General features: G+C 66.8%; 18 protein-coding genes. 9 read left to right on the forward strand and 9 right to left on the reverse strand.

What is annotated here, in order from left to right; genetic code table 11:
- The first annotated feature begins 67 nt into the window (after positions 1–67).
- The gene (locus OHA42_RS01655) at positions 68–703 is read left to right on the forward strand and encodes a TetR/AcrR family transcriptional regulator C-terminal domain-containing protein (protein WP_406233943.1); all 636 of its coding nucleotides are present in this window, start codon (positions 68–70) and stop codon (positions 701–703) included.
- Positions 704–757: 54 nt separating this feature from the next.
- On the forward strand, positions 758–1195 hold the full coding sequence (locus tag OHA42_RS01660; RefSeq protein ID WP_406233945.1) for a nitroreductase family deazaflavin-dependent oxidoreductase: 438 nt from the start codon (positions 758–760) through the stop codon (positions 1193–1195).
- On the opposite strand, the gene OHA42_RS01665 is transcribed toward OHA42_RS01660, so the two are convergent.
- The 3 genes from OHA42_RS01665 to OHA42_RS01675 form a co-directional block, all read right to left on the reverse strand.
- Positions 1192–2052: an alpha/beta fold hydrolase gene (locus OHA42_RS01665; protein WP_406233947.1), complete on the reverse strand. Its 861-nt coding sequence runs from the start codon at positions 2050–2052 to the stop codon at positions 1192–1194. The two genes, OHA42_RS01660 and OHA42_RS01665, sit on opposite strands and share 4 nt — an antisense overlap.
- Positions 2053–2100: 48 nt before the next feature.
- Positions 2101–2733 (reverse strand): TetR/AcrR family transcriptional regulator, encoded by a 633-nt coding sequence (locus tag OHA42_RS01670; RefSeq protein ID WP_328406798.1) that lies wholly within the window; start codon positions 2731–2733, stop codon positions 2101–2103.
- Positions 2734–3306: 573 nt separating this feature from the next.
- Positions 3307–3627 (reverse strand): ArsR/SmtB family transcription factor, encoded by a 321-nt coding sequence (locus tag OHA42_RS01675; RefSeq protein WP_406233950.1) that lies wholly within the window; start codon positions 3625–3627, stop codon positions 3307–3309.
- Between the two features lie 46 nt (positions 3628–3673).
- On the opposite strand from OHA42_RS01675, the gene OHA42_RS01680 reads away from it, so the two are divergent.
- The gene (locus OHA42_RS01680) at positions 3674–4852 is read left to right on the forward strand and encodes an MFS transporter (RefSeq protein ID WP_406233952.1); all 1179 of its coding nucleotides are present in this window, start codon (positions 3674–3676) and stop codon (positions 4850–4852) included.
- A 259-nt stretch (positions 4853–5111) separates the two neighbouring features.
- Here OHA42_RS01680 and OHA42_RS01685 read toward each other — a convergent pair whose 3' ends face one another.
- Positions 5112–7922: an ATP-binding protein gene (locus tag OHA42_RS01685; protein ID WP_406233954.1), complete on the reverse strand. Its 2811-nt coding sequence runs from the start codon at positions 7920–7922 to the stop codon at positions 5112–5114.
- A 144-nt stretch (positions 7923–8066) separates the two neighbouring features.
- Between OHA42_RS01685 and OHA42_RS01690 the strand changes: the two genes are divergently transcribed.
- Positions 8067–8228: a hypothetical protein gene (locus OHA42_RS01690; protein WP_406233956.1), complete on the forward strand. Its 162-nt coding sequence runs from the start codon at positions 8067–8069 to the stop codon at positions 8226–8228.
- A 30-nt stretch (positions 8229–8258) separates the two neighbouring features.
- On the opposite strand, the gene OHA42_RS01695 is transcribed toward OHA42_RS01690, so the two are convergent.
- Positions 8259–8702 carry a MarR family winged helix-turn-helix transcriptional regulator gene (locus OHA42_RS01695; protein WP_406233957.1) on the reverse strand — a complete coding sequence of 148 codons (444 nt, stop codon included), beginning with the start codon at positions 8700–8702 and terminating at the stop codon, positions 8259–8261.
- A 124-nt stretch (positions 8703–8826) separates the two neighbouring features.
- On the opposite strand from OHA42_RS01695, the gene OHA42_RS01700 reads away from it, so the two are divergent.
- The 3 genes from OHA42_RS01700 (at position 8827) to OHA42_RS01710 (ending at position 12513) form a co-directional block, all read left to right on the forward strand.
- A complete protein-coding gene (locus tag OHA42_RS01700; protein WP_406233958.1) occupies positions 8827–9852 on the forward strand; it encodes an SMP-30/gluconolactonase/LRE family protein in 1026 nt (341 codons plus the stop codon).
- Between the two features lie 132 nt (positions 9853–9984).
- Positions 9985–11286, forward strand: coding sequence for a PepSY-associated TM helix domain-containing protein (locus tag OHA42_RS01705; RefSeq protein ID WP_406233960.1), 1302 nt, complete (start codon positions 9985–9987; stop codon positions 11284–11286).
- A 96-nt stretch (positions 11287–11382) separates the two neighbouring features.
- The gene (locus OHA42_RS01710) at positions 11383–12513 is read left to right on the forward strand and encodes a DUF6585 family protein (protein WP_406233962.1); all 1131 of its coding nucleotides are present in this window, start codon (positions 11383–11385) and stop codon (positions 12511–12513) included.
- Positions 12514–12620: 107 nt separating this feature from the next.
- On the opposite strand, the gene groL is transcribed toward OHA42_RS01710, so the two are convergent.
- The gene (gene groL, locus OHA42_RS01715; RefSeq protein WP_328406806.1) at positions 12621–14246 is read right to left on the reverse strand and encodes a chaperonin GroEL; all 1626 of its coding nucleotides are present in this window, start codon (positions 14244–14246) and stop codon (positions 12621–12623) included.
- Positions 14247–14466: 220 nt separating this feature from the next.
- On the reverse strand, positions 14467–14760 hold the full coding sequence (locus tag OHA42_RS01720) for a hypothetical protein (RefSeq protein ID WP_328406807.1): 294 nt from the start codon (positions 14758–14760) through the stop codon (positions 14467–14469).
- A gap of 197 nt (positions 14761–14957) precedes the next feature.
- On the opposite strand from OHA42_RS01720, the gene OHA42_RS01725 reads away from it, so the two are divergent.
- Positions 14958–15632, forward strand: coding sequence for a suppressor of fused domain protein (locus OHA42_RS01725; RefSeq protein ID WP_406233965.1), 675 nt, complete (start codon positions 14958–14960; stop codon positions 15630–15632).
- A 68-nt stretch (positions 15633–15700) separates the two neighbouring features.
- Positions 15701–17764: an NAD(+) synthase gene (locus OHA42_RS01730; RefSeq protein ID WP_406233967.1), complete on the forward strand. Its 2064-nt coding sequence runs from the start codon at positions 15701–15703 to the stop codon at positions 17762–17764.
- Positions 17765–18031: 267 nt separating this feature from the next.
- On the opposite strand, the gene OHA42_RS01735 is transcribed toward OHA42_RS01730, so the two are convergent.
- Together OHA42_RS01735 and OHA42_RS01740 are read right to left on the reverse strand one after the other, a co-directional pair.
- Positions 18032–18760 carry a Clp protease N-terminal domain-containing protein gene (locus OHA42_RS01735; RefSeq protein ID WP_406233969.1) on the reverse strand — a complete coding sequence of 243 codons (729 nt, stop codon included), beginning with the start codon at positions 18758–18760 and terminating at the stop codon, positions 18032–18034.
- A 108-nt stretch (positions 18761–18868) separates the two neighbouring features.
- On the reverse strand, positions 18869–19216 hold the full coding sequence (locus OHA42_RS01740; RefSeq protein ID WP_406233971.1) for a hypothetical protein: 348 nt from the start codon (positions 19214–19216) through the stop codon (positions 18869–18871).
- Positions 19217–19233 lie beyond the last annotated feature (17 nt).

The following is a 19233-nucleotide window of genomic DNA, read 5'->3' on the forward strand; positions in this document are numbered from 1 at the left end:
GAGCAGGCGTGGCCCACCGATCGCACTCTGCGGCTCGGCTGCTGGATGCCGTCTATAGGCCGGGCGCATGAGCGACCGGAAGCGGCCGGCGCCGAGCGGCCGGACCACGTTGAACCGCAACTACATCGCCACGGTCGCACTGACCGTCATCGATGAGGCGGGCCTAGACGGTTTCACCATGCGGAAACTGGGAGCCGCACTCGGCGCGGACCCGATGGCCGCCTACCGCCACTTCACCGACCAGCAGGACCTGTTCGACGCCATCGCCGCCGCGATGTTCGCCGAGCTGGAGATGGAAACCCTGCCCTGGCAAGAGGATTGGCCCGAGTTGATGCGCACCTACGCGTATCGACTGCGCTCGACATTGCGTCGGCACCCTAATGCGGTACCCATCTTCGCAACTCGACCGGTCCGCAGCGCCACGTCGGTCGAGACCGGCAACTGGATGCTGGAACGCCTGCAGGGTGTCGGCTTTCCGGCGGCCATCGCCCTACAGCTGACCCGATGCCTGCGCGAGTACGTGATCGGCCACATCCTCAGCCATACGGTGGCCACCGTGGCAGCCCAACGCAGTCGCACACCCGCTGCGGATTCCGCCGGCCACCACGTGCGCATCGCGGCCGCCGACGCGGTCACGAACACCGATCATTTCGAGATCGGCCTCACCGCCATGCTCGACGGCTTCGGCAAACACCTCGATTAGACCGCAGCGTCGCTCGGAGCGCGGGAACGCCGGCACGCGAATAGCATGAGGTGTGTGTCCAATGAGCAACGGCAGCAACTGAATCGGGAAATCATCGCGGAATTCCGCGCAAATGGCGGTGTCGTCGGAGGGCAGTTCGCGAACATGAGTTTGCTGCTGCTGACCACGACCGGCGCACGCACCGGCGAGCAGCGCACCTGGCCGCTGGGTTACCTGCGCGACGGCGACCGGGTGGTGATTTTCGCGGCCAACGGCGGGCGGTCGAACAAGCCGGGCTGGTATCACAATCTCGTGGCAAACCCCGAGGCCACCATCGAGGTCGGCACCGAATCCTGGCCGGTAGTCGCGTCGATCGTCGAAGGCGCGGAGCGGAAGCGGTTGTGGGACAGCGAGTTGGAGGTTGCGCCGTTCCTTGCCGACTTCCAGAACGCGGTGCCGTGGGAGATTCCGGTCTTGGCGCTCACCCCGGCCAACGGCAGCGCGGCAGGCTAACGATCGCGCAGCCACTTCTCGATCTGATCGACGGTACTGCGGTACTGACGAATCCAGCCGTTGTGCCCCAGTGACTCCGGCTGATGCCAGGTCGTCACGTCGGCCTTGGGCATCTTCTCCAGCAGGTGCGCGGCGGAGCTCGGCGGCGCGAGGTCGTCGCCGGTCATCGTGATGGACAGGATCGGCAGCTTCAGCCTGCCGATCCGCTCCTCGTAGTCGATATCCGCGCCGACCGGAACGAAGCAGCCGGTGCGCGACAGACGGGCCCAGTCGGAGATCAGCACCTTCGACTGCCTGCCGAAGCCTCCGACCGAGATCCGGTCACCCGGCCAGAAGCCCGCGATGTTGGCGGTCAGCGAGATCGCCGTGGTGCCCATGAGCATCCCGGGTCCCGAAAGTCCACGGAAGCCACGGTGATACGGAGATCCGGAGGCGACCAGGATCAGCCCGCCGAGCCTCCCGCGGATCCGCGAGGCATACAGCACGGCTAGCTGGCCACCCATACTGTGGCCGAGCAGGTACGGCGTGCTTGCCGGGAAGCGGTCGCGCACAACCTCGAAGATCGCCGGGAAATCGACGGATGCCAACTCGTGATAGCCGTAGGTGCTCGACGAGCTCGGCCGCGGCCTGCTGTCGCCCTGGCCGCGCATCTCCCCGATTGCCACATCGAACCCGCGCTCGGCCAATCCGGCGGCGAACAGTTCGTAGTATCCGGCCGGGACACCGAGCCCCGGGACCATCACCACGACCGGGCGCGGCGCATCCGGGGTCACCGGATGGCTGTGCGCACCGCTCGCCGGGATCAGGCGCACCGGAACGACGCTGCCGTCCGGCATCTGGATGGGAACTGTCTCCATGCCGCGACGCTACCGCGCCGAGGCCGCATCGCCGTCTCCGGCAAGGCGCTACGCGCCGACCGCGCCCATGATCACCCGGCTGAGCACTCTGATCACGTCGTCGAGCGGTGGCCGCGGATCCGCGCCGCTCCAGGAGTCGACCACGTAGTTGACCGCGCCGATGATCGCCAGCACGCGCATCTCGTAGTCGCCCGTGGGGATTTCGCCATGCATGGCCGCGTCCTCCGCGGCACTGGCCAGCAGCGAACCCCAGACCCGGCGCAATTCGAGCCGGAACTTTTCCACCTTCGGCCCCGCGCCGACCACTTCGACCAGCGCCACGCGCGCCTTGCGCGGATCGGACCCGATAGCCTCGACATAGGCGCGGACCGACGCGTCGATGATCTCGAGTGCGGTCGCGTCGGCTTTCTTGTCCAGTGCGGCGGTGACCGCGTCGCGCGACTCTCTATCGATCTGCTGGTAGAGCTCGAGTAGTAGGGATTCGCGACCGGTGAACTCCTCGTAGAACTGCCGTGACGATAGTCCGGCGTCCTTACAGATAGCGCCGACCGAGCTATTGGCGTAGCCGTCGCGCGCAAAGACCGTCAGGCCCGATTCCAGAAAACGCGCACGCCGCTGACGTTGCCGGTCCTCTACGGGTTGCCCGGCATACATTCGTCCCGTATTCGCATCCTGTGACATTGGGGCAGACAATACCTAAGGGCCCGATCCCCTCGTCATGGATCGGGCCCTTCTGGAAAACCTACGCGCGACCGCGCGTTAGCCGAAAGTTGGCGGCTTCGTTGCTAATGCGCCGACAGGCTCGCCGAACCAGTGGCAATCAGCTGCAGTAGGGGGCCAAAGGATAGGAAAAAGCTCAAGGTATTGCTCCGATCTCACCGTAGTGACCACTCGGTCACTAGCTGTTTGCCGAAAAGGACGATACAGAGCACACCGCGCCAGGGGAAGTATTTTGCAGGAATTTTCTAGAATATTTTCCGGCGGTTCGCTGCCGGATCTTCGCGCCCGGATCGGCGCTCTCCGCGGCGACTGATTCGCCTGCCAAACCTCACATGATCGAAGCCGACTCGCAACCCGAACGGCGTCGAAGGCGCGAGCACCGACTGTCGCCGTGGCGCAATTCCGCGCCACGACTACCCCAGTGCGAAATACGTTCGACCCGAACAATATCGACGCCGGTGCCGGAAAGCCTTGTCGAACCGTATCTTTCGCGGTTACTCCGGCGTCACGTCAGCTGCCGCCGCCGGATCGGCCTCAGCGTGCCGTGTCGGCGAGTACCGCGTCCAGCAGACCGGGGAAACGCTCCGCGAGGTCGTCGCGCCGGAGTTCGACGAGCCGGTTACGCCCGGACGCGAAGGTCGTTGTGACGCCCGAGTCCCGCAGCACTTTCCAGTGGTGCGACAGCGTCGCGGCGGTGATCTCGACATCGAACTTGTCGACGCTGCAGCTGAGCGGTTCGCGCACCCCCGCAAGCGCCCGGACCAGCTCCAGCCGCACCGGATCGGCGAGCGCGCTCAGCACCCGGACCAGGTCCAGGTCGGCGGTGCTCGGCTGCGGTAGCTGGCGCAAATCCATTCCCCGATCGTTTGACAACAATCGAATCATATCTCAGCATACTAAGATGCTTCGACAATCATCGAACAATCTGGTTCGGTCTCTCATTCCACTCGCTGTGGGCACCTTCGTGCTCGGCACCGACCTGTTCGTGCTCAACGGCATGCTGCCGCTCATCGCCGCCGACCTGAACGTCTCCGTCGCCACCGCGGGCCAGCTGACCACGATGTTCTCCTGGACCTACGCCGTCGCATCGCCACTCATCGCGACCGCCACCGGATCTTGGGATCGGCGCTGGCTATTGGGCGGCGGTGCAGTGCTTTTCGTGCTCGGCATGATCGGCCAAGCCGCGGGCGAGACGTTCGCGATCATGGCGGCCGCGCGCATCGTGGCCGCGTTGGGCGCGGCGGCGTTCCAGGCCAACGCCTTCGCCGTCGCAGGCGTGGTCGCCGATGACACCAACCGCGGTAAGGCGCTGTCGGTGGTCGCCACCGGGCTCACCCTGTCCAGTGTCGCGGGCGTGCCGATCGGCATCTTCGTCGAACGCTGGATCGGCTGGCGTGGCGTGCTGTGGGCGATCGCCGCGGCGGGCGCCGTCGCGGCGGTGCTCGTGTTGTTGCTGCCGCGGGTCACGCTCCCGAAAACCGGTCTGCGAGAACGCATCCGTGTGCTCGTGCGCCGACCGGTGCTGCGGGTGCTGATGGTCACCACGGCTGCCACGACGGCAACGTTCACTACGTTCGTCTATCTGCCTGTTGTGGTCGCGCCGTCAGTATCCCAGCAGCTGCTCGCGTGGCTACTGCTCACCATGGGTATCGGGCAGGTCATCGGCAATGCGCAGGCCGGCCGCGCCGTCGACCGCTACGGGCCACAGCGCACGCTGATCTTCGGCATCATCGGCACCGCGGTCGGGTTGATCCTGTTCGGTCCCGCCATCAACGCCGCATGGACCGTCTTCGCGGTGCTGGCGATCATCGGCCTGTTCGGCGCCACCATCATGGTTCCCCAGCAGACCCGTCTCTTCGGCATCGCCGCCGACGCGCCCACCGTCGCCCTCGGCCTCAATGGCTCCGCCATCTACCTCGGCAGCGGGATCGGCTCCATAGTCGGTGGCGCGGTGCTGGATTCGTTCGGCGCGTTCTGGCTGCCGTTCGTCTCCGCGCTCATCGCGTGTGCCGCGTTGGCGATGACTGTCGCAGACCGCACGCCCCGGCCGGCAAGGGCCGCGGCGCCCGCAACGATCTGAACTGCCCGCCTCCGATCGGCCGATCCACCACCGACGCTGGATCGGCCACCACTCTGTTCAGTCCCGCCGGCCCCACCACGACCTCGATACATCACGGTCAGGTCGTCCACCTGCGGCACCGGCGCAGCTTCCGACTCCGGACCGGATTCGGCGTCGGCCGCGACCGAAACGACCTTCCCGTCGCCTGCGGGCCACCGGGGCGTGGCAGCCTGTGCGGCGGGCGGCATTCGAGCGCGGCGCCACTGAGGTGCGGTGTCGATCAGGCACGGTGTCGAAGCAGCCAGGTGGCGATCTCCGTGCGATTCTGGGCACCGAGCTTGCCGAGGACACTGCGCACATGGGTCTCCACGGTGCGCTCCGACAGCACCAGACGCTCCGCGATGTGACGGTTGGAGTAGCCGCTCGCGACCAGTTCGGCGACTTCGGTCTCGCGTGTGGTCAGCGGGTTCGCGCTACGGCCCGCACGATCGATGTCGGCAAGCAACGTGTCCGCCGATCGCAGCCGATAGTCCAGGCCGAGCCGCCGGAACTCCTGTGCCGCTCGGGTCGCCGCAGTTCGGGCCTCGTGCAGGTCGGCCTCGGTGCCGCGGTCGAGCAGGGCCCCGGCCAGCCCGAGCCTGCCGAGGGCGAGGAAGGGGCGCGCCCCGATACGGGCGTCCATGTCGATCGCATGCCGGTAGTGGTCGATCGCCGTGTCGTTGCGTCCCGCGGTGCGGGCCAGGTCGGCGATCGGACGGGCGATCGAACCGGCACAGAACACCGCGCCACTGCCGTCGCCCATGTAGTAATCGTCGGCGACGCCGAGCACCCGGTAGACACGGTCGGCGGTATCCCTGTCCTCCAGCAGCACAGCGACAACGCCGATCAGGTAGAGCAGACCGAGCCATCGGGGCCCGACTTCGAGCGTGTCGGGCAGGGTCCGGAACTCCTCGAATCCGGCCCGCGCCTCGGCCATGTCACCGGCCAGCGCGTGCAGCATCGGCGAATACACCCGGACCAGTGGAATTTTCGGTGCGAAACCGAACGCGTCGAGATGCTCGGCGATCTCGGCCGCGTCGAGATATCCCTGCATTGTGCAGAATTGGCCGTGGAAGGCGTAGTGCAGGCCGATCAGCGAATAGTCGCCGATTCGCAGGGCAAGCGCGTGGGCGGCCGCGTCACTGTCCGCGGCGGTGGCGAGGTCGCCCACCAGGGCCGCGCGCGTCGCGCGGAGTCGATACAGGTGCCAGCGCGCCACCGGCAGTCGCCGGGAGTCCGCCACCTGTTCGATCTGGTCGAGTGATCTGTCGACCATGCCGAGGTCACCGAGTTGAAACCCCACGTCGGTTGTCCACAGGTGTCCCCATAGTTGAGCAAGGGGTTGCTGTGCGCGAGAGCCGATGTCGATGGCGCGGTCCGCGAGGACGCGGCGTTCGGCAAGGTAGGGCGGCGCCGACAGCGACAGGTGCCTGGCGTGGATCGCGTCCAGCAGCGCATCGGGGTCGCCGCTGCGCTCGGCCTCGACCATCGCCGTCGCGGAAAGCTCCCTTGCCCGTTCGCATTCGGCCATATCGGCGGCGGACATGGAGCGCTGTGCCAGCAGCCGGGCCCGCAATGCGGTGTCCGCGTCGGGCGAGAGTTGCCGTAAGGCGTTGACGCACAGCCGATCTACGCTTGCCATCGCCCGCGGGGTCGTGATGCCGGTGACCACGAGCCCTGCCGCACCGATGAGATCGGGGCGGTCCGCCTGATCGGCGAGTTCGCCCGCGCGCACGGAGTGCGCCACGCTGTCATCGATCCGCCCCGCCGCGAACTCGCTGCGCGCAAGGTCGAGCCACAACTCGGCGAGCGTTGCTGCCGGGGTGATCCGGCCGACCCCATCGATGACCCACTGCTGGAATCGAATTGCCTCGTCATAGGCCAGACTTGCGCGCGCGGCCGCGGCGGCCATCCCGGCCCAATACGCACAGTTGACACCGGCGTCCCGGCCGCTTGCCTTGCGCCAGTGCGTCGCGATCGGACCCGCCGCGGCGGGATTGCCGTCGGCGTGCACGGCAAGCAGTTCGGCGGCAGCTCTGTGCAGCGCCATGCGCTCCGACGGGACCAGTTCGGCGTAGACGGCGTCGCGGATCAGCGCGTGCACGAAGGTGAACCCACCTTCGTCGAGTTGTCGAACCACGCCCGCACCGATGGCCGCATCCAGGGCCGCATCGACATCGGCGCCGACGACGAGCCGAAGCAGTTCGGGTTCGATCCGCTCGCCGAGCACACTTGCCGCACCGAGCACCGCTCGGCTCGCCGGATCCAGCCGATCCACCGGAACGAGTGCCAGTCGGCGAAAGCCGGGATGTGACATCGGATCCAGCGGCGTGACATCGGAACCTGCTGTGCTGGAATCGGATTCGATGAGCAGCCGGATATACAGCGGATTCCCGCCGGTTCGCGCGTGCAGCCGATCCACGTCGGCATGGCCCGGAGTCGGACACGCCTGGTCCAGCCAATAGCGGATCTCCCCGACCGACAAGCCGGCCAGCACCATCGACCGGGTGTGCGGCATCCGAAGCAACCACGGCAGCTGCTCGAGATAGACCGCGGTGGCGGGATCGCGCGCGGTGGTCACCACCACGAGCCGCAGCCTGGGCAACTCGGCCGCGAGATACCGCAACAGCAGCAGCGAGGTCCGGTCCGCCCAGTGCAGGTCCTCCAGGATCAGTGCGAGCCCGGCGGGCTCGGCCAACTGCTCGAGGACGTCCGTGACGGCGGTGAACATCCGGAACCGCCGAGCCGCGATATCCATGGTCGGACCGTCTGAGAGGTCGACCGACAGCGGTTCGGCGAGTTCCGGAATGTCGCGGATCAACCGAAGCCACGGCCACAGTGGCGGCATCCCCGCATCGTCCACCGCGAATCCCCGCCCGACCCGCATACCGCATTCGGCGGCCAGTTCCACCGTTCGATCCGCAAGCCGAGACTTACCGATCCCAGCGGGACCGTCGATCAGGACCAACCGGCCCGCGCCGCCTGCCGCGGACAGCACCGCGGCCCGCAGCCCGGCGACCTCGCGATGGCGACCGACGAACGCAGCCTGCATAACCAGCAGTATCCCCCGCCTCCGGTGGCATGCGCCGGAGTCTGCGGATGACCTTCGACGCCGACGACACCGCCGGCACCGGTGAGTGGCGCGTTGCCGGCAGCGCCGAGGTGCGCGGATGCGCAGGTTCGTCTCGTCTGGACGGTGACGCGATTGATCCTCGGCGCCGACGACAGCGTTCGACTGGTCGCCGAGGCGGTGCTCGACCGGCGCGAGATCGGTATCCACACAACACAATTCATGATCGACCGACTGATCGCCGATCGATCTGAGTGTGCTGCTGCGCGCCCAGCCGCAGCAGGATAGGCAGCCGGGCCCGCTCGGCGGCGGGTCCGACTACTCCGGTCGTATCGAATCGAGCAGATCCGCGCAGCGATCGAGCAACTCCATCAGGGTTGCCCGCTCGTGCGTCGTGAAGCCGGCGGCCAGCGCGCGCTCGACTCGCACCGCTCTGGCGTCCGCATCCCGCATGACCGTCGCGCCCTTCTCGGTGAGGCGAGTCTCGAGCACGTTCTTGTGCCATTCGTGTGGCGTCCGCTCCACGAGGCCGCGGTCCTGCAGGTTGGTCAGCACCGTATTCATAGTCGGCGGGGTGACGCCGCAGAGGCGAGCGAGCGCGGCGGCCGAGATACCCGGGTTCTCCGCCAGGAACAACAGGGCCGCGTACTGCGGCACGGTCACGCCAGCGGGCTTCAATGCCGCGTTCTTGGCCGCACTGAGCGCCTGCTCAGCCCGCTTGATCGGGGATCCGATGCGCTCCGATGCGGGCATAGACGTCATGGCTGCATCGTATCCGCCCGTTCTCTCATTAGTGCCTTGACGATCATTAGAGTTCTAATATACATTCGTGCTCACTCTTGGATGTCGATACATCCGATTGATAGACCCGATGAGAGGCACGACCATGTCCCGCACGATCCGCCGCCGCCACTTTTCGACCATCGCCACCGCCGTCGCACTGACCGCCGTCGCCGCCTGCGGCACGACCACGGATGCCGCGAAAGCCACCGACCAGGCCGCCGCCTCCCGAATCAGCACCGCCTACGAATTGCCGAGTGATCGCGCGTATCCCGAGGGCATCGCGGTCGACACCCGCAATGGCGACACCTATGTCGGCTCATACACCAACGGGGCGATCTACCGCGCCGCGCCGGGCGCCCGCCGGGCCGAAATCTTCCTGGCCGAGGGCACCGACGGCCGCAAGACCGCCAATGGCTTGAAGGTCGATCGAGCCGGACGCCTGTGGGTAATCGACTCGACCATGGGCGTCGCGATCTACGACACCGGAACCCGAGCCTTGATCGCCCGCTTCGACGTTTCGGCTGTCGGCCCGCACATGGTCAACGACGTCGCGATTACCCAGGACGGCACCGCCTACCTGACCGACAGCCTGTCCGCCGTCGTCTACCGTGTCACCGAAGCCCAACTGGCCGATGCCGTGGCACACGGCGGAAAAGCTGAACTGACAGCACAATTCGATATGAATTCCACCATCGCACCGCAGAAAGCCGGCTCCTTCACCCTCAACGGCATCGTGTCCGACGACTCGGGCCGCTACCTGCTGGTCGTCGATATGACCGCAGGCGACCTGTTCCGCATCGCAACAGCACCGAATTCACCCGATCCGATCCGCAAGGTCGCCATGCACGGCGGCGATCTGAAGTACGGCGACGGCCTGGAACTGCACGGCGACACGCTGTGGGCCGCGCAGAACGTCACCAACACCATCACCCGTTGGAAGATCACCGACGACGGCGCTAGGGCCACCCTGGAGCAGTCCATCACCGACGAATCCCTGCACATCCCGACCACCCTGGTGCGCGCAGGCAATCAGACCCTGGTCGTCTCCTCACAATTCGACAAGGGCGGGCCGATGGGCCCGGGCACCCCCACTACGCCGTTCGCCGTCCTGACCGTCGACGGAATCTGATCACCACCCATCGAGGGCCGGTCCGCTACTGCGCGGGCCGGCCTTCGGTCATTTCTCGCGCCTCGCGAGCTCACCATCGCCAGGAACACCCGCCGGTTACCCGACACCAAAATTTAGGTTAGCCTGCCCTGCATGACAGGAGTGGATTCGCGCAGCGCGAGTGCCCTCGAGGCAACCGGCGATCGTTCGAAGCCGTCCGCCCGGGTCGCGCCCGCGAACCGACCGCGTCGGCGCAGGCGAAAGCCGATTCGCCAAGTGCTGATCCGTACCCATCGCTGGTCCGCACTGACACTCGGCCTACTGCTGGTTATCCAATGCACGACCGGGGCGGTCCTGCTCTACCACAGCGAACTCTTCCGAGCGAGCCATGGATCGTTCTATCAACGGACCGATGCCGCGCCGATCGTCACGACCGAACAGGCCGTCGACCTCGTACGCGCCGCCGACCCGGACTTCGATGTCGGCTGGGTCGGCTCCGACGGCGGCGTGATCGCCGTCGGCAACCGCGGCTCCACCGCCGCCTACGCGGTGGACCCCGGCACCGGCCGGATCAACGCCCGCGCCGGGCTCACCGACGGTGTGCTCGGCTGGCTGGTCAACCTGCACGACTGCGCATTCGGCTGCCTCCGCTATGTGGGCGCGGTCCCCGCCGTGAACGGCAAGGCGCCGATTCTCGACGCGACGTGGGCCTACCTGATTCTCGGCGCCCTCGGAGTCCTGCTCGTCCTGCTCGCGGTATCCGGTGCTGTCGTGTGGTGGCCTTCGCTGAAGCGCATACGCCACGGTTTTCGCGTCCGGACGAACAAAGGCCGTTTCGCCAGGGACCGCGATCTGCACAATGTCATCGGCATCCTCGGCGTCCCCTTCCTGCTCATGTGGGGGATCACCGGCATCGCCTTCGAATTTCCCGCCGTGGAGCAGGCCTGGCTCGCCGTCACCGGCGGCAACGCCGTCACCGAGATGCCCAACGACACCTTCACTCCGCGGCCGACCGCACCACAGCGCCCACCGGTGTCCATCGGCGAGGCGAGCACTATCGCACTCCAGCAGGTACCGGGCCGACTCGCCTATCTGAAACTGCCCGGCGAAAAAGCCGACTACTACCGAGCCTCGATAGCAGGCGCCTATTCACCCTACGCACACCGCGCCTTCTACAGCGGCGATGTCCTGGTCTACATCAACGCCAGAGACAGCGCCGATATCAAGGTGGTCGATTCCAGTCACGACCGGCCGGTGGCCAATACGTTCTACGACAAAGTCTTCCGACCCGCCCACTTCGGGTGGCTGGTCAACGGCTGGTGGCGCATTATCTGGCTGCTGCTCGGTCTGACGCCCGCGGCCCTCGCCGTTACCGGCATCTCCACCTGGCTGGTCAAACGACGAACCCGACGAAACGCCCGCACCCTCCGTGCCAGCAGCGCCGCGGTGACGTAAGCTCGGCCGATCGCAGGCAAGCGAAACTGGGGTGGCGGCCGGTGGTCGAGTGACATACGCTTCGCCGCGGAGGAAAACCGCCTCATGGAGGGACAATTGACCACTCCGAGCACGGTGACGCAAGGCGAAGCCGGAACCAGCCTGGCGCAAAAGGTTCCACTGACGCAGCTGATCCACTTGATGGCCGAATACCAAAAACTCGGCACGCACCGTCAGACATTTCGACCGGCGGCGCCTGCGCGAGATAACTTCGTGCGCGGCTGCGGCATCGTGGCGGGCGGGTTTGCCACGGTTGGCGCGATCTGCGCGGTGGTCGGCGCGTACCCGGGCAGCGTTGCGGTCAGCCTGCTTGCCCTCGTACCCGCATCGATGGCATTCGTCTGGGGCAGGCGCAACCGGCACAACCGCGCCGCGCGCCTCGACCTCTTCGAATCCGGTATGACCGTGTACCGATCCGGCGAGCAGATCGCCGGATTCCGCTGGGACAGCGCCGAAGTACGCCAGCAGGTGATTCCGTTCCAGAGCACTGCGCCGTCGGACTACTCGTTCGAGATGAGCGGCCCTGGCGACGCCGCGGCCGCATTCGACGACGGACTGTTCGACGACGCGCGCGAGTGGGCCAAGGCGATCCAGTCGGCAATCACCGCAACCCAATTGCCCCGCGCGGTCATCGCCATCGACGAGGGTGCGACCGTGAATTTCGGCGAGATCAGCCTGCACCTGGGGGCACTCATCTTCCGCGACAAGATCTTCGCGTGGGAGCAGATCCAATTGATCGACGCCCGTAGCGGATTGGTCCGGATGAAGGTCGACGGCAGCTGGGTATCGCTCACCCCCGTCGGCAGGATCCCGAACTTCTACATCTTCAACGAAATCGCCGAACGACTGCGCCAGGCTGCCGCCGAAGAATTAGCGGCAAGAGGATCGATCGCTGCGGAACCGGCCGAGGCCGCCGCCGCTCCGAGCGCGGATGCCACAGCCGCGCAAGTCGAACCGCCCACTGCCGCTGCGCAAGTCGACCCGTCCACTGCCGCTGTGCAAGTCGAACCGACCGATGCTGCGCCTGTTGCCGAGCAGCAACCACCCCGCAGCCCGGAGATCACCGACGACGAAGAGCCCGATGTCACCGGCTCGGTGAACAATCCGAACAAGGGCAAGAAGAAGTCCACAACAGGCACCGCGCGCGACAACCTGAACCCGGTAGACCTGAGCACCGCGTCCAACTGACGCACACCCAACCGCTCCGCCACACCGACCGATACCGAAACGCCGGAAGCCGGCCACCCGAGGGTGGCCGGCTTCCGGTTTCTGCAGGTGTTGCCGGGAGGCTGGACTCAGAAGTCCATGCCACCCATGCCACCGGTCGGGTCGCCGGCGGGAGCGGCGGCCTTCTCCGGCTTGTCGGCGACGACGGCCTCGGTGGTGAGGAACAGAGCCGCGATGGACGCCGCATTCTGCAGCGCGGAGCGGGTGACCTTCACCGGGTCGGCGACACCGGCAGCAAGCAGGTCCTCGTACACGCCGGAGTCGGCGTTGAGGCCATGGCCTGCGGGCAGGTTGGAAACCTTCTCGGCGACAACGCCGGGCTCGAGGCCGGCGTTGAAGGCGATCTGCTTCAGCGGAGCCGACAGCGCGACACGCACGATGTTCGCACCGGTCGCCTCGTCGCCCTCGAGCTTCAGGTCGTCGAGAGCAGGAGCCGACTGCAGCAGAGCCACGCCACCACCGGCGACGATGCCCTCTTCGACGGCAGCCTTGGCGTTGCGCACGGCATCTTCGATGCGGTGCTTGCGCTCCTTGAGCTCGACCTCGGTCGCGGCACCGGCCTTGATGACCGCAACACCGCCGGCCAGCTTGGCCAGACGCTCCTGCAGCTTCTCACGGTCGTAGTCCGAGTCCGAGTTCTCGATCTCGGTGCGGATCTGCGCAACGCGGCCCTTGATGGCCTCCGCGTCGCCCGCGCCCTCGACGATGGTGGTCTCGTCCTTGGTGATGACGACCTTGCGGGCCTGGCCGAGCAGCTCGATGCCAGCGGTCTCCAGCGAGAGGCCGACCTCTTCGCTGATGACCTCGCCACCGGTGAGGATGGCGATGTCGGCGAGCTGAGCCTTGCGACGGTCACCGAAGCCGGGCGCCTTGACGGCGACGGACTTGAAGGTGCCGCGGATCTTGTTGACCACCAGGGTCGACAGGGCTTCGCCCTCGACATCCTCGGCGATGATCAGCAGCGGCTTGCCGGCCTGGATGACCTTCTCCAGCAGCGGCAGCAGGTCCTTGACGGTCGAGATCTTCGAGCCGACGAGCAGGATGTACGGATCCTCGAGGACCGCTTCCTGACGCTCCGGGTCGGTGACGAAGTAACCCGAGATGTAGCCCTTGTCGAAGCGCATGCCCTCGGTGAGCTCCAGCTGGAGACCGAAGGTGTTGCTCTCCTCGACGGTGATGACGCCTTCCTTGCCGACCTTGTCCATGGCCTCGGCGATCAGCTCACCGATGGACGAGTCGCCTGCAGAGATACCAGCGGTAGCAGCGATCTGCTCCTTGGTGTCGATCTCCTTGGCGGTGTCGAGCAGGCGCACGGTGACGGCCTCGACGGCCTTCTCGATGCCACGCTTCAGGCCGAGGGGGTTGGCACCGGCCGCGACGTTGCGCAGGCCCTCGCGCACCAGCGCCTGGGCGAGCACGGTGGCGGTGGTGGTGCCGTCGCCGGCGACGTCATCGGTCTTCTTGGCGACTTCCTTGACCAGCTCGGCGCCGATCTTCTCGTACGGGTCCTCCAGCTCGATCTCCTTGGCGATGGAAACACCATCGTTGGTGATCGTGGGGGCGCCCCACTTCTTCTCCAGAACGACGTTGCGACCCTTGGGGCCCAGCGTCACCTTTACCGCGTCGGCGAGGGCGTTGAGGCCCCGCTCGAGACCGCGGCGGGCCTCTTCGTCGAACGCAATCATCTTGGCCATTGCGAAGTGATCCTCCAAGTAATGAGGCTGACACGCAGGGCGACCGCTTGTCGGATCGCCCCATTTACGCTGGCCAGGTTCGGTGCCCGCGACGGACGACCGGGGGTGTCGATGGAACCCGGTCTCACCGTCCCGACCTGGCACTCACAGGTAGAGAGTGCCAAAGCCCTTTTTAGCACTCAGGGGTGTCGAGTGCAAGGTACGGCGACACCGCGCCCACTCAGTCTCGGTCGTCGACGCGCAGCACCAATGCCACGAAGGCGTCGGTACGACGCTCCTCGGGCGTGCGCGGCTCCCCACCCTCGACCGTGACGAGCTCGGCATCGTGCAACAGCAACTCTGCCTCGACCCGCATGACAGCTCGAATGAATGGCGGTGCCACCTCCGGGGGAAGATCGCCGTTGACGATGTACTCGCCGTCCGGCCCCGACTCCGTGGACACGTAGGACAGCGCATGTATCAGGTCAGCGCGCCGCTCCCCTGCCACTAGGTCGGAATCCGTGTCATCCGCCATTGCTATAGCTTAGCGGCCGTCGATCTTGACCGCTGCCGGAGATCGTGCGTCGGCGCGCCGCGCCAGAGCCCGGGAGCAGGTAGGAAAGCCCAGGTCGCCCGGCCCGCCGTTCAGAGTCGACTACAAACCGCTGTCCGCCGACGTCTTACGATTCCGTGCGACGCGCCGGGTGGACGACACGGAACTAGAGTGGCGACGTGAGTGAAGCACCGGGCCGGGACGCCATCGACGGCGCCCTCGCACAGTTGTACGACGGCGTCGAACCCACCCATTGGGCGCCGGAGCTGCCCTGGTCGCTCGGCGGTCCCGATCCACTCGACGGCATCAGCGTGTATCCGCGCACCGACCCGGTCCCGCACTGGCACTACCTCGGCTATGGCATGAGCGAGCTGTACGAGAAGGAGTGGGACAACCCCGCCGAATCGGGCTGGGGATTCGAATTCACCTTCCGGCTGGTACGCCTGCCCACCGATACCGTGCCACCGGCGTGGCCCGGCAACTTCATGCAGAACCTCGCCCGCTACGTCTTCCAGTCGGGCAAGTGGTTCGAGCCCGGCCACACCATCAAGGCGAACGGGCCCATCGCCGCCGACCGCGCGGACGCGACCGTCCACGCCGTCGGATTCGCCGTCGACCCGGAACTCGGCGGCATCGACACCCCGAACGGCAGCCTCCAGTTCCTGCAGATCGTCGGTCTGACCATGCCCGAGTACCGGGCCGCGCAGGGCGGGAACCTGCTCACCCTGCTTGCCGAGCTCGAGCCGCGGCTGCCGCTGTTCGTCACCGATGTCGAGCGCGAATCGCTGATCGCCGAACCGCCGCCGAAGGTGGACTGGCCGCGTTGGGGCGGCGGGCTGCGCGGCAGGCAGTAGCCCCGGCCGGGGGTAGATTTCGCGGCGGAGCATGATCTCGTTCGACTCGATCCCGAAGGGGGACGGCGATGCCCGACCTGGCGTTCGAATCGCTCTACCGGCACGGGTTCGCGCGGGTGGCGGTCGCGGTGCCACGGGTGCGGGTCGCCGACCCTGCCTACAACGTCGAGGAGACGCTGCTGCTGGCCCGCCAGGCGGCTGACGCCGGCGCGGTACTGACGGTGTTTCCCGAGCTCGGGCTGTCCTCCTATACCTCCGACGATCTGTTCCATCAGGATGCGCTGGCCGACGCGGTGGAGGCGGCGCTGGGACGCCTGGTCGCGGCGAGTGCGGACATCGACACGGTGCTGGTGGTCGGGGCACCGGTCCGGGCCCAGGGCAGGCTGTTCAACTGCGCGATTGCGGTGAGCGGGGGCGTTGTACTCGGCGCCGCACCCAAGAGCTACCTGCCGAATTATCGCGAGTTCTACGAGAAGCGGCAGTTCGCGGCGGCGCGGGAGAACTTGGCAGACCAGATCACGATCGCGGGTCGGCGGGTGCCGTTCGGAGCCGATCTACTGTTCACCGCGACCAATCTCGACGGCTTCGTCTTTCATCTGGAGATCTGCGAGGACGGCTGGGTGCCGCTACCGCCGAGCGGATTCGCCGCACTTGCCGGTGCGACCGTGCTCGTCAACCTCTCGGCCAGCAATATCGTCATCGGCAAGGCCGACTATCGGCGGGCGCTGTGCACTTCGCATTCGGCGCGCTATCTGGCCGCCTACCTGTATTCGGCTGCGGGACACGGCGAATCGACGACCGATATGGCGTGGGACGGACAGGCCCTGATCTGCGAGAACGGCGATCTCCTTGCCGAAGGTGAGCGGTTCGCCGATCATCCACAATTGATCACCGCCGACCTCGACCTACCGCGCCTGGCCGCGGATCGATTGCGCACCACCAGTTTCGCCGACAATGTGCACGACCACCGCGACCATCTGGTTCGGCTGCGGCGCATCGAGATCGAGTTGCCGGTGCCGACCACCACCGTCGAGCTACGACGCGAAATTCCGCGCTTCCCTTACGTTCCCGCCGACCCGGCCGCACGCAACGAGCGCTGTGCCGAGGTGCACCACATCCAGGTGGAGGGCCTGAGCACCCGGTTGCGGGCCACCGGAATCCAGCGTGTCGTCATCGGGGTCTCCGGCGGGCTCGACTCCACTCAGGCGCTGATCGTGGCGGCCAAGACCATGGACCGGCTCGGCTTGCCGCGGACCAATGTGCTCGCCTACACCATGCCAGGCTTCGCGACCGGGGCGCGCACTCGCAACGACGCACACCGGTTGATGCGCGCACTCGGAGTGAGCGCACAGGAGATCGACATCCGGCCCTCGGCCACCCAGATGCTGCGCGACCTGAATCACCCTGCCGCCGACGGTGTTCGGCAATACGACATCACCTACGAGAATGTGCAGGCCGGCGAGCGGACCGCACATCTGTTCCGGCTGGCCAATCAGCACAATGCGCTCGTCGTCGGCACCGGTGATCTCAGCGAACTCGCGCTCGGCTGGTGCACTTTCGGCGTCGGCGATCATATGGCGCATTACAGCGTGAACGCCTCGGTGCCGAAGACGCTGATCAAATACCTGATCGCCTGGGCAGTGGACACCGATCAGTTCGGTGCGGATGCGGGCGAGGTGCTCGCGTCGATCCTGCAGACCGAAATCTCGCCGGAATTGATTCCCACCACCGATTCCGACGCGACCGGGCCCGGTCAGAGTTCCGAGGCCACCGTCGGCCCGTACGAGTTGCAGGACCTCCACCTCTACAACCTGCTGCGCTTCGGCTACCGCCCGAGCCGCATCGCCTACCTGGCGTGGCAGGCCTGGTCGGACACCGCCCGCGGCAGCTGGCCCGATCTCATCCCCGCCGACCAGCGCAATGTCTACGACCTGCCGACCATCAAACGCTGGCTCGCGGAATTCCTGCGCCGCTTCATCCAGACCAGCCAGTTCAAACGCTCGACGCTGCCGAACGCCCCCAAGGTCGGCTCCGGCGGCTCACTGTCGCCGCGCGGTGACTGGCGCGCTCCCAGCGACGCCTCGGCCGCCGCCTGGCTCGACGAACTCGCCCGCAACGTGCCCGATCGGTGATACCTCAGCCGGCCCGTAGATGCGTGCCGACGGTGTTGCGCTGAGGGACGTTCGGGAGACCGTTCGACCGCCCGCGCCGCGATAGCTCGTACACGGCGGCCGCTCGACACCGCCGAGCCGACGACCTGCGCCGAACTCGTGTCTGCCTGGCACGGGCGGCAAAGGCGGCACGAAATCCCGCCAGCACCTGCCGGATTCGGCTGCGACACCGAACCTGCGCCGGACGGACGGTCATCCGGTCGCCGTGGATGTCCGCCCATCCTCTTGTCATGGCTGCTCGGTGGCGATCACCGAAAGCAGTTCGACCAGATGGGTTTCCACCTGGGGCTTGTAGACGCCGACACCGGCGAACAGGCCGAGACCGTTTTCCTGCTCCAGCAGTGCGAGCAGGATGTGCTCGGTGCCGATGTAGTTGTGGCCGAGGCGCAGTGCCTCGCGGAAGGTCAGTTCGAGCACCTTCTTCGCCTCCGAGCCGAACGGGATCAGCGGGGGCACCTCGTCCACCCGAGCCGGTAGGCCCGCCGTCGCGACCTCGCGGACGGTTTCCAACGAACCGCCCTGCACGATGATCTCCTTCGCACCGAGTCCCTCGGGTTCCGACAGCAGCCCGAGAATCAGGTGTTCGATGCCGATCTGGGCATTGCCCGCTGTGCGTGCGGCTTCCTGCGAGGCCATCACGACCGCCCGCGCCCGCGGGGTGAATTTGGCGAAGCCGGCGTTGGGGTCCATGGCGGCGGCGTCCTCCGCCGCACCGGGCGCCTTGGGCACGAACCGCTTCTGGGCGGCCTGCTTGGTAACGCCCATGCTGGCGCCGATATCTGTCCATGACGCGCCGGAGCGGCGGGCTTGGTCGACGAAGTGGCCGATCAGGTGGTCGGCCACTTCGCCGAGGTGTCCCGCGGCGACCACCGCGTCGGAGAGTTGTTCCAGCACATCGTCGGGACGCGCTTTCTTGATGCCGTCGATCAGATCGTCGAGCCGTATGTTGTTTGCCATGCGTCAACCATAGGTTGACGACTGCGCATCGTCAACCCTTCGTTGACGATGCCGCCCGGCGGGTGGCGCCACCACACTGCACCGGAATATCGAGCGCGCCAGCGATGTTCAGGGGCGGGCTGCCCGACCGGCGCCCCGCACGATCTGTTCCTTGAACCACGCGGCCGTGCGACCGGTCAGCATGGTGCGTCCTGGGGTGTCATCGGCGTGCAGGAACTGGATGAGTCCGTCGCGGCGGCCGAGGCTGAGGCACTGGAACACATAGCGGAACCGCAGTTTTCGCGGGTCGCGACCCCGCATCCTCGCGACCACGGCATCCGCCGCGTACTTGCCGGTCGGCAACGCGGTCGCGCAGGCCATGCGCAGCTCTCGATCGCCGGGGCCGGCGACGACCGCACTGTCGCCCGCCGCATAGATATCCGGATGCGAGACCGAGCGCAGCGTCGGGTCGGTCACTGACGTGGTCCCAGATC

This window comes from Nocardia sp. NBC_01009, assembly GCF_045208035.1.
GTDB lineage: Bacteria > Actinomycetota > Actinomycetes > Mycobacteriales > Mycobacteriaceae > Nocardia.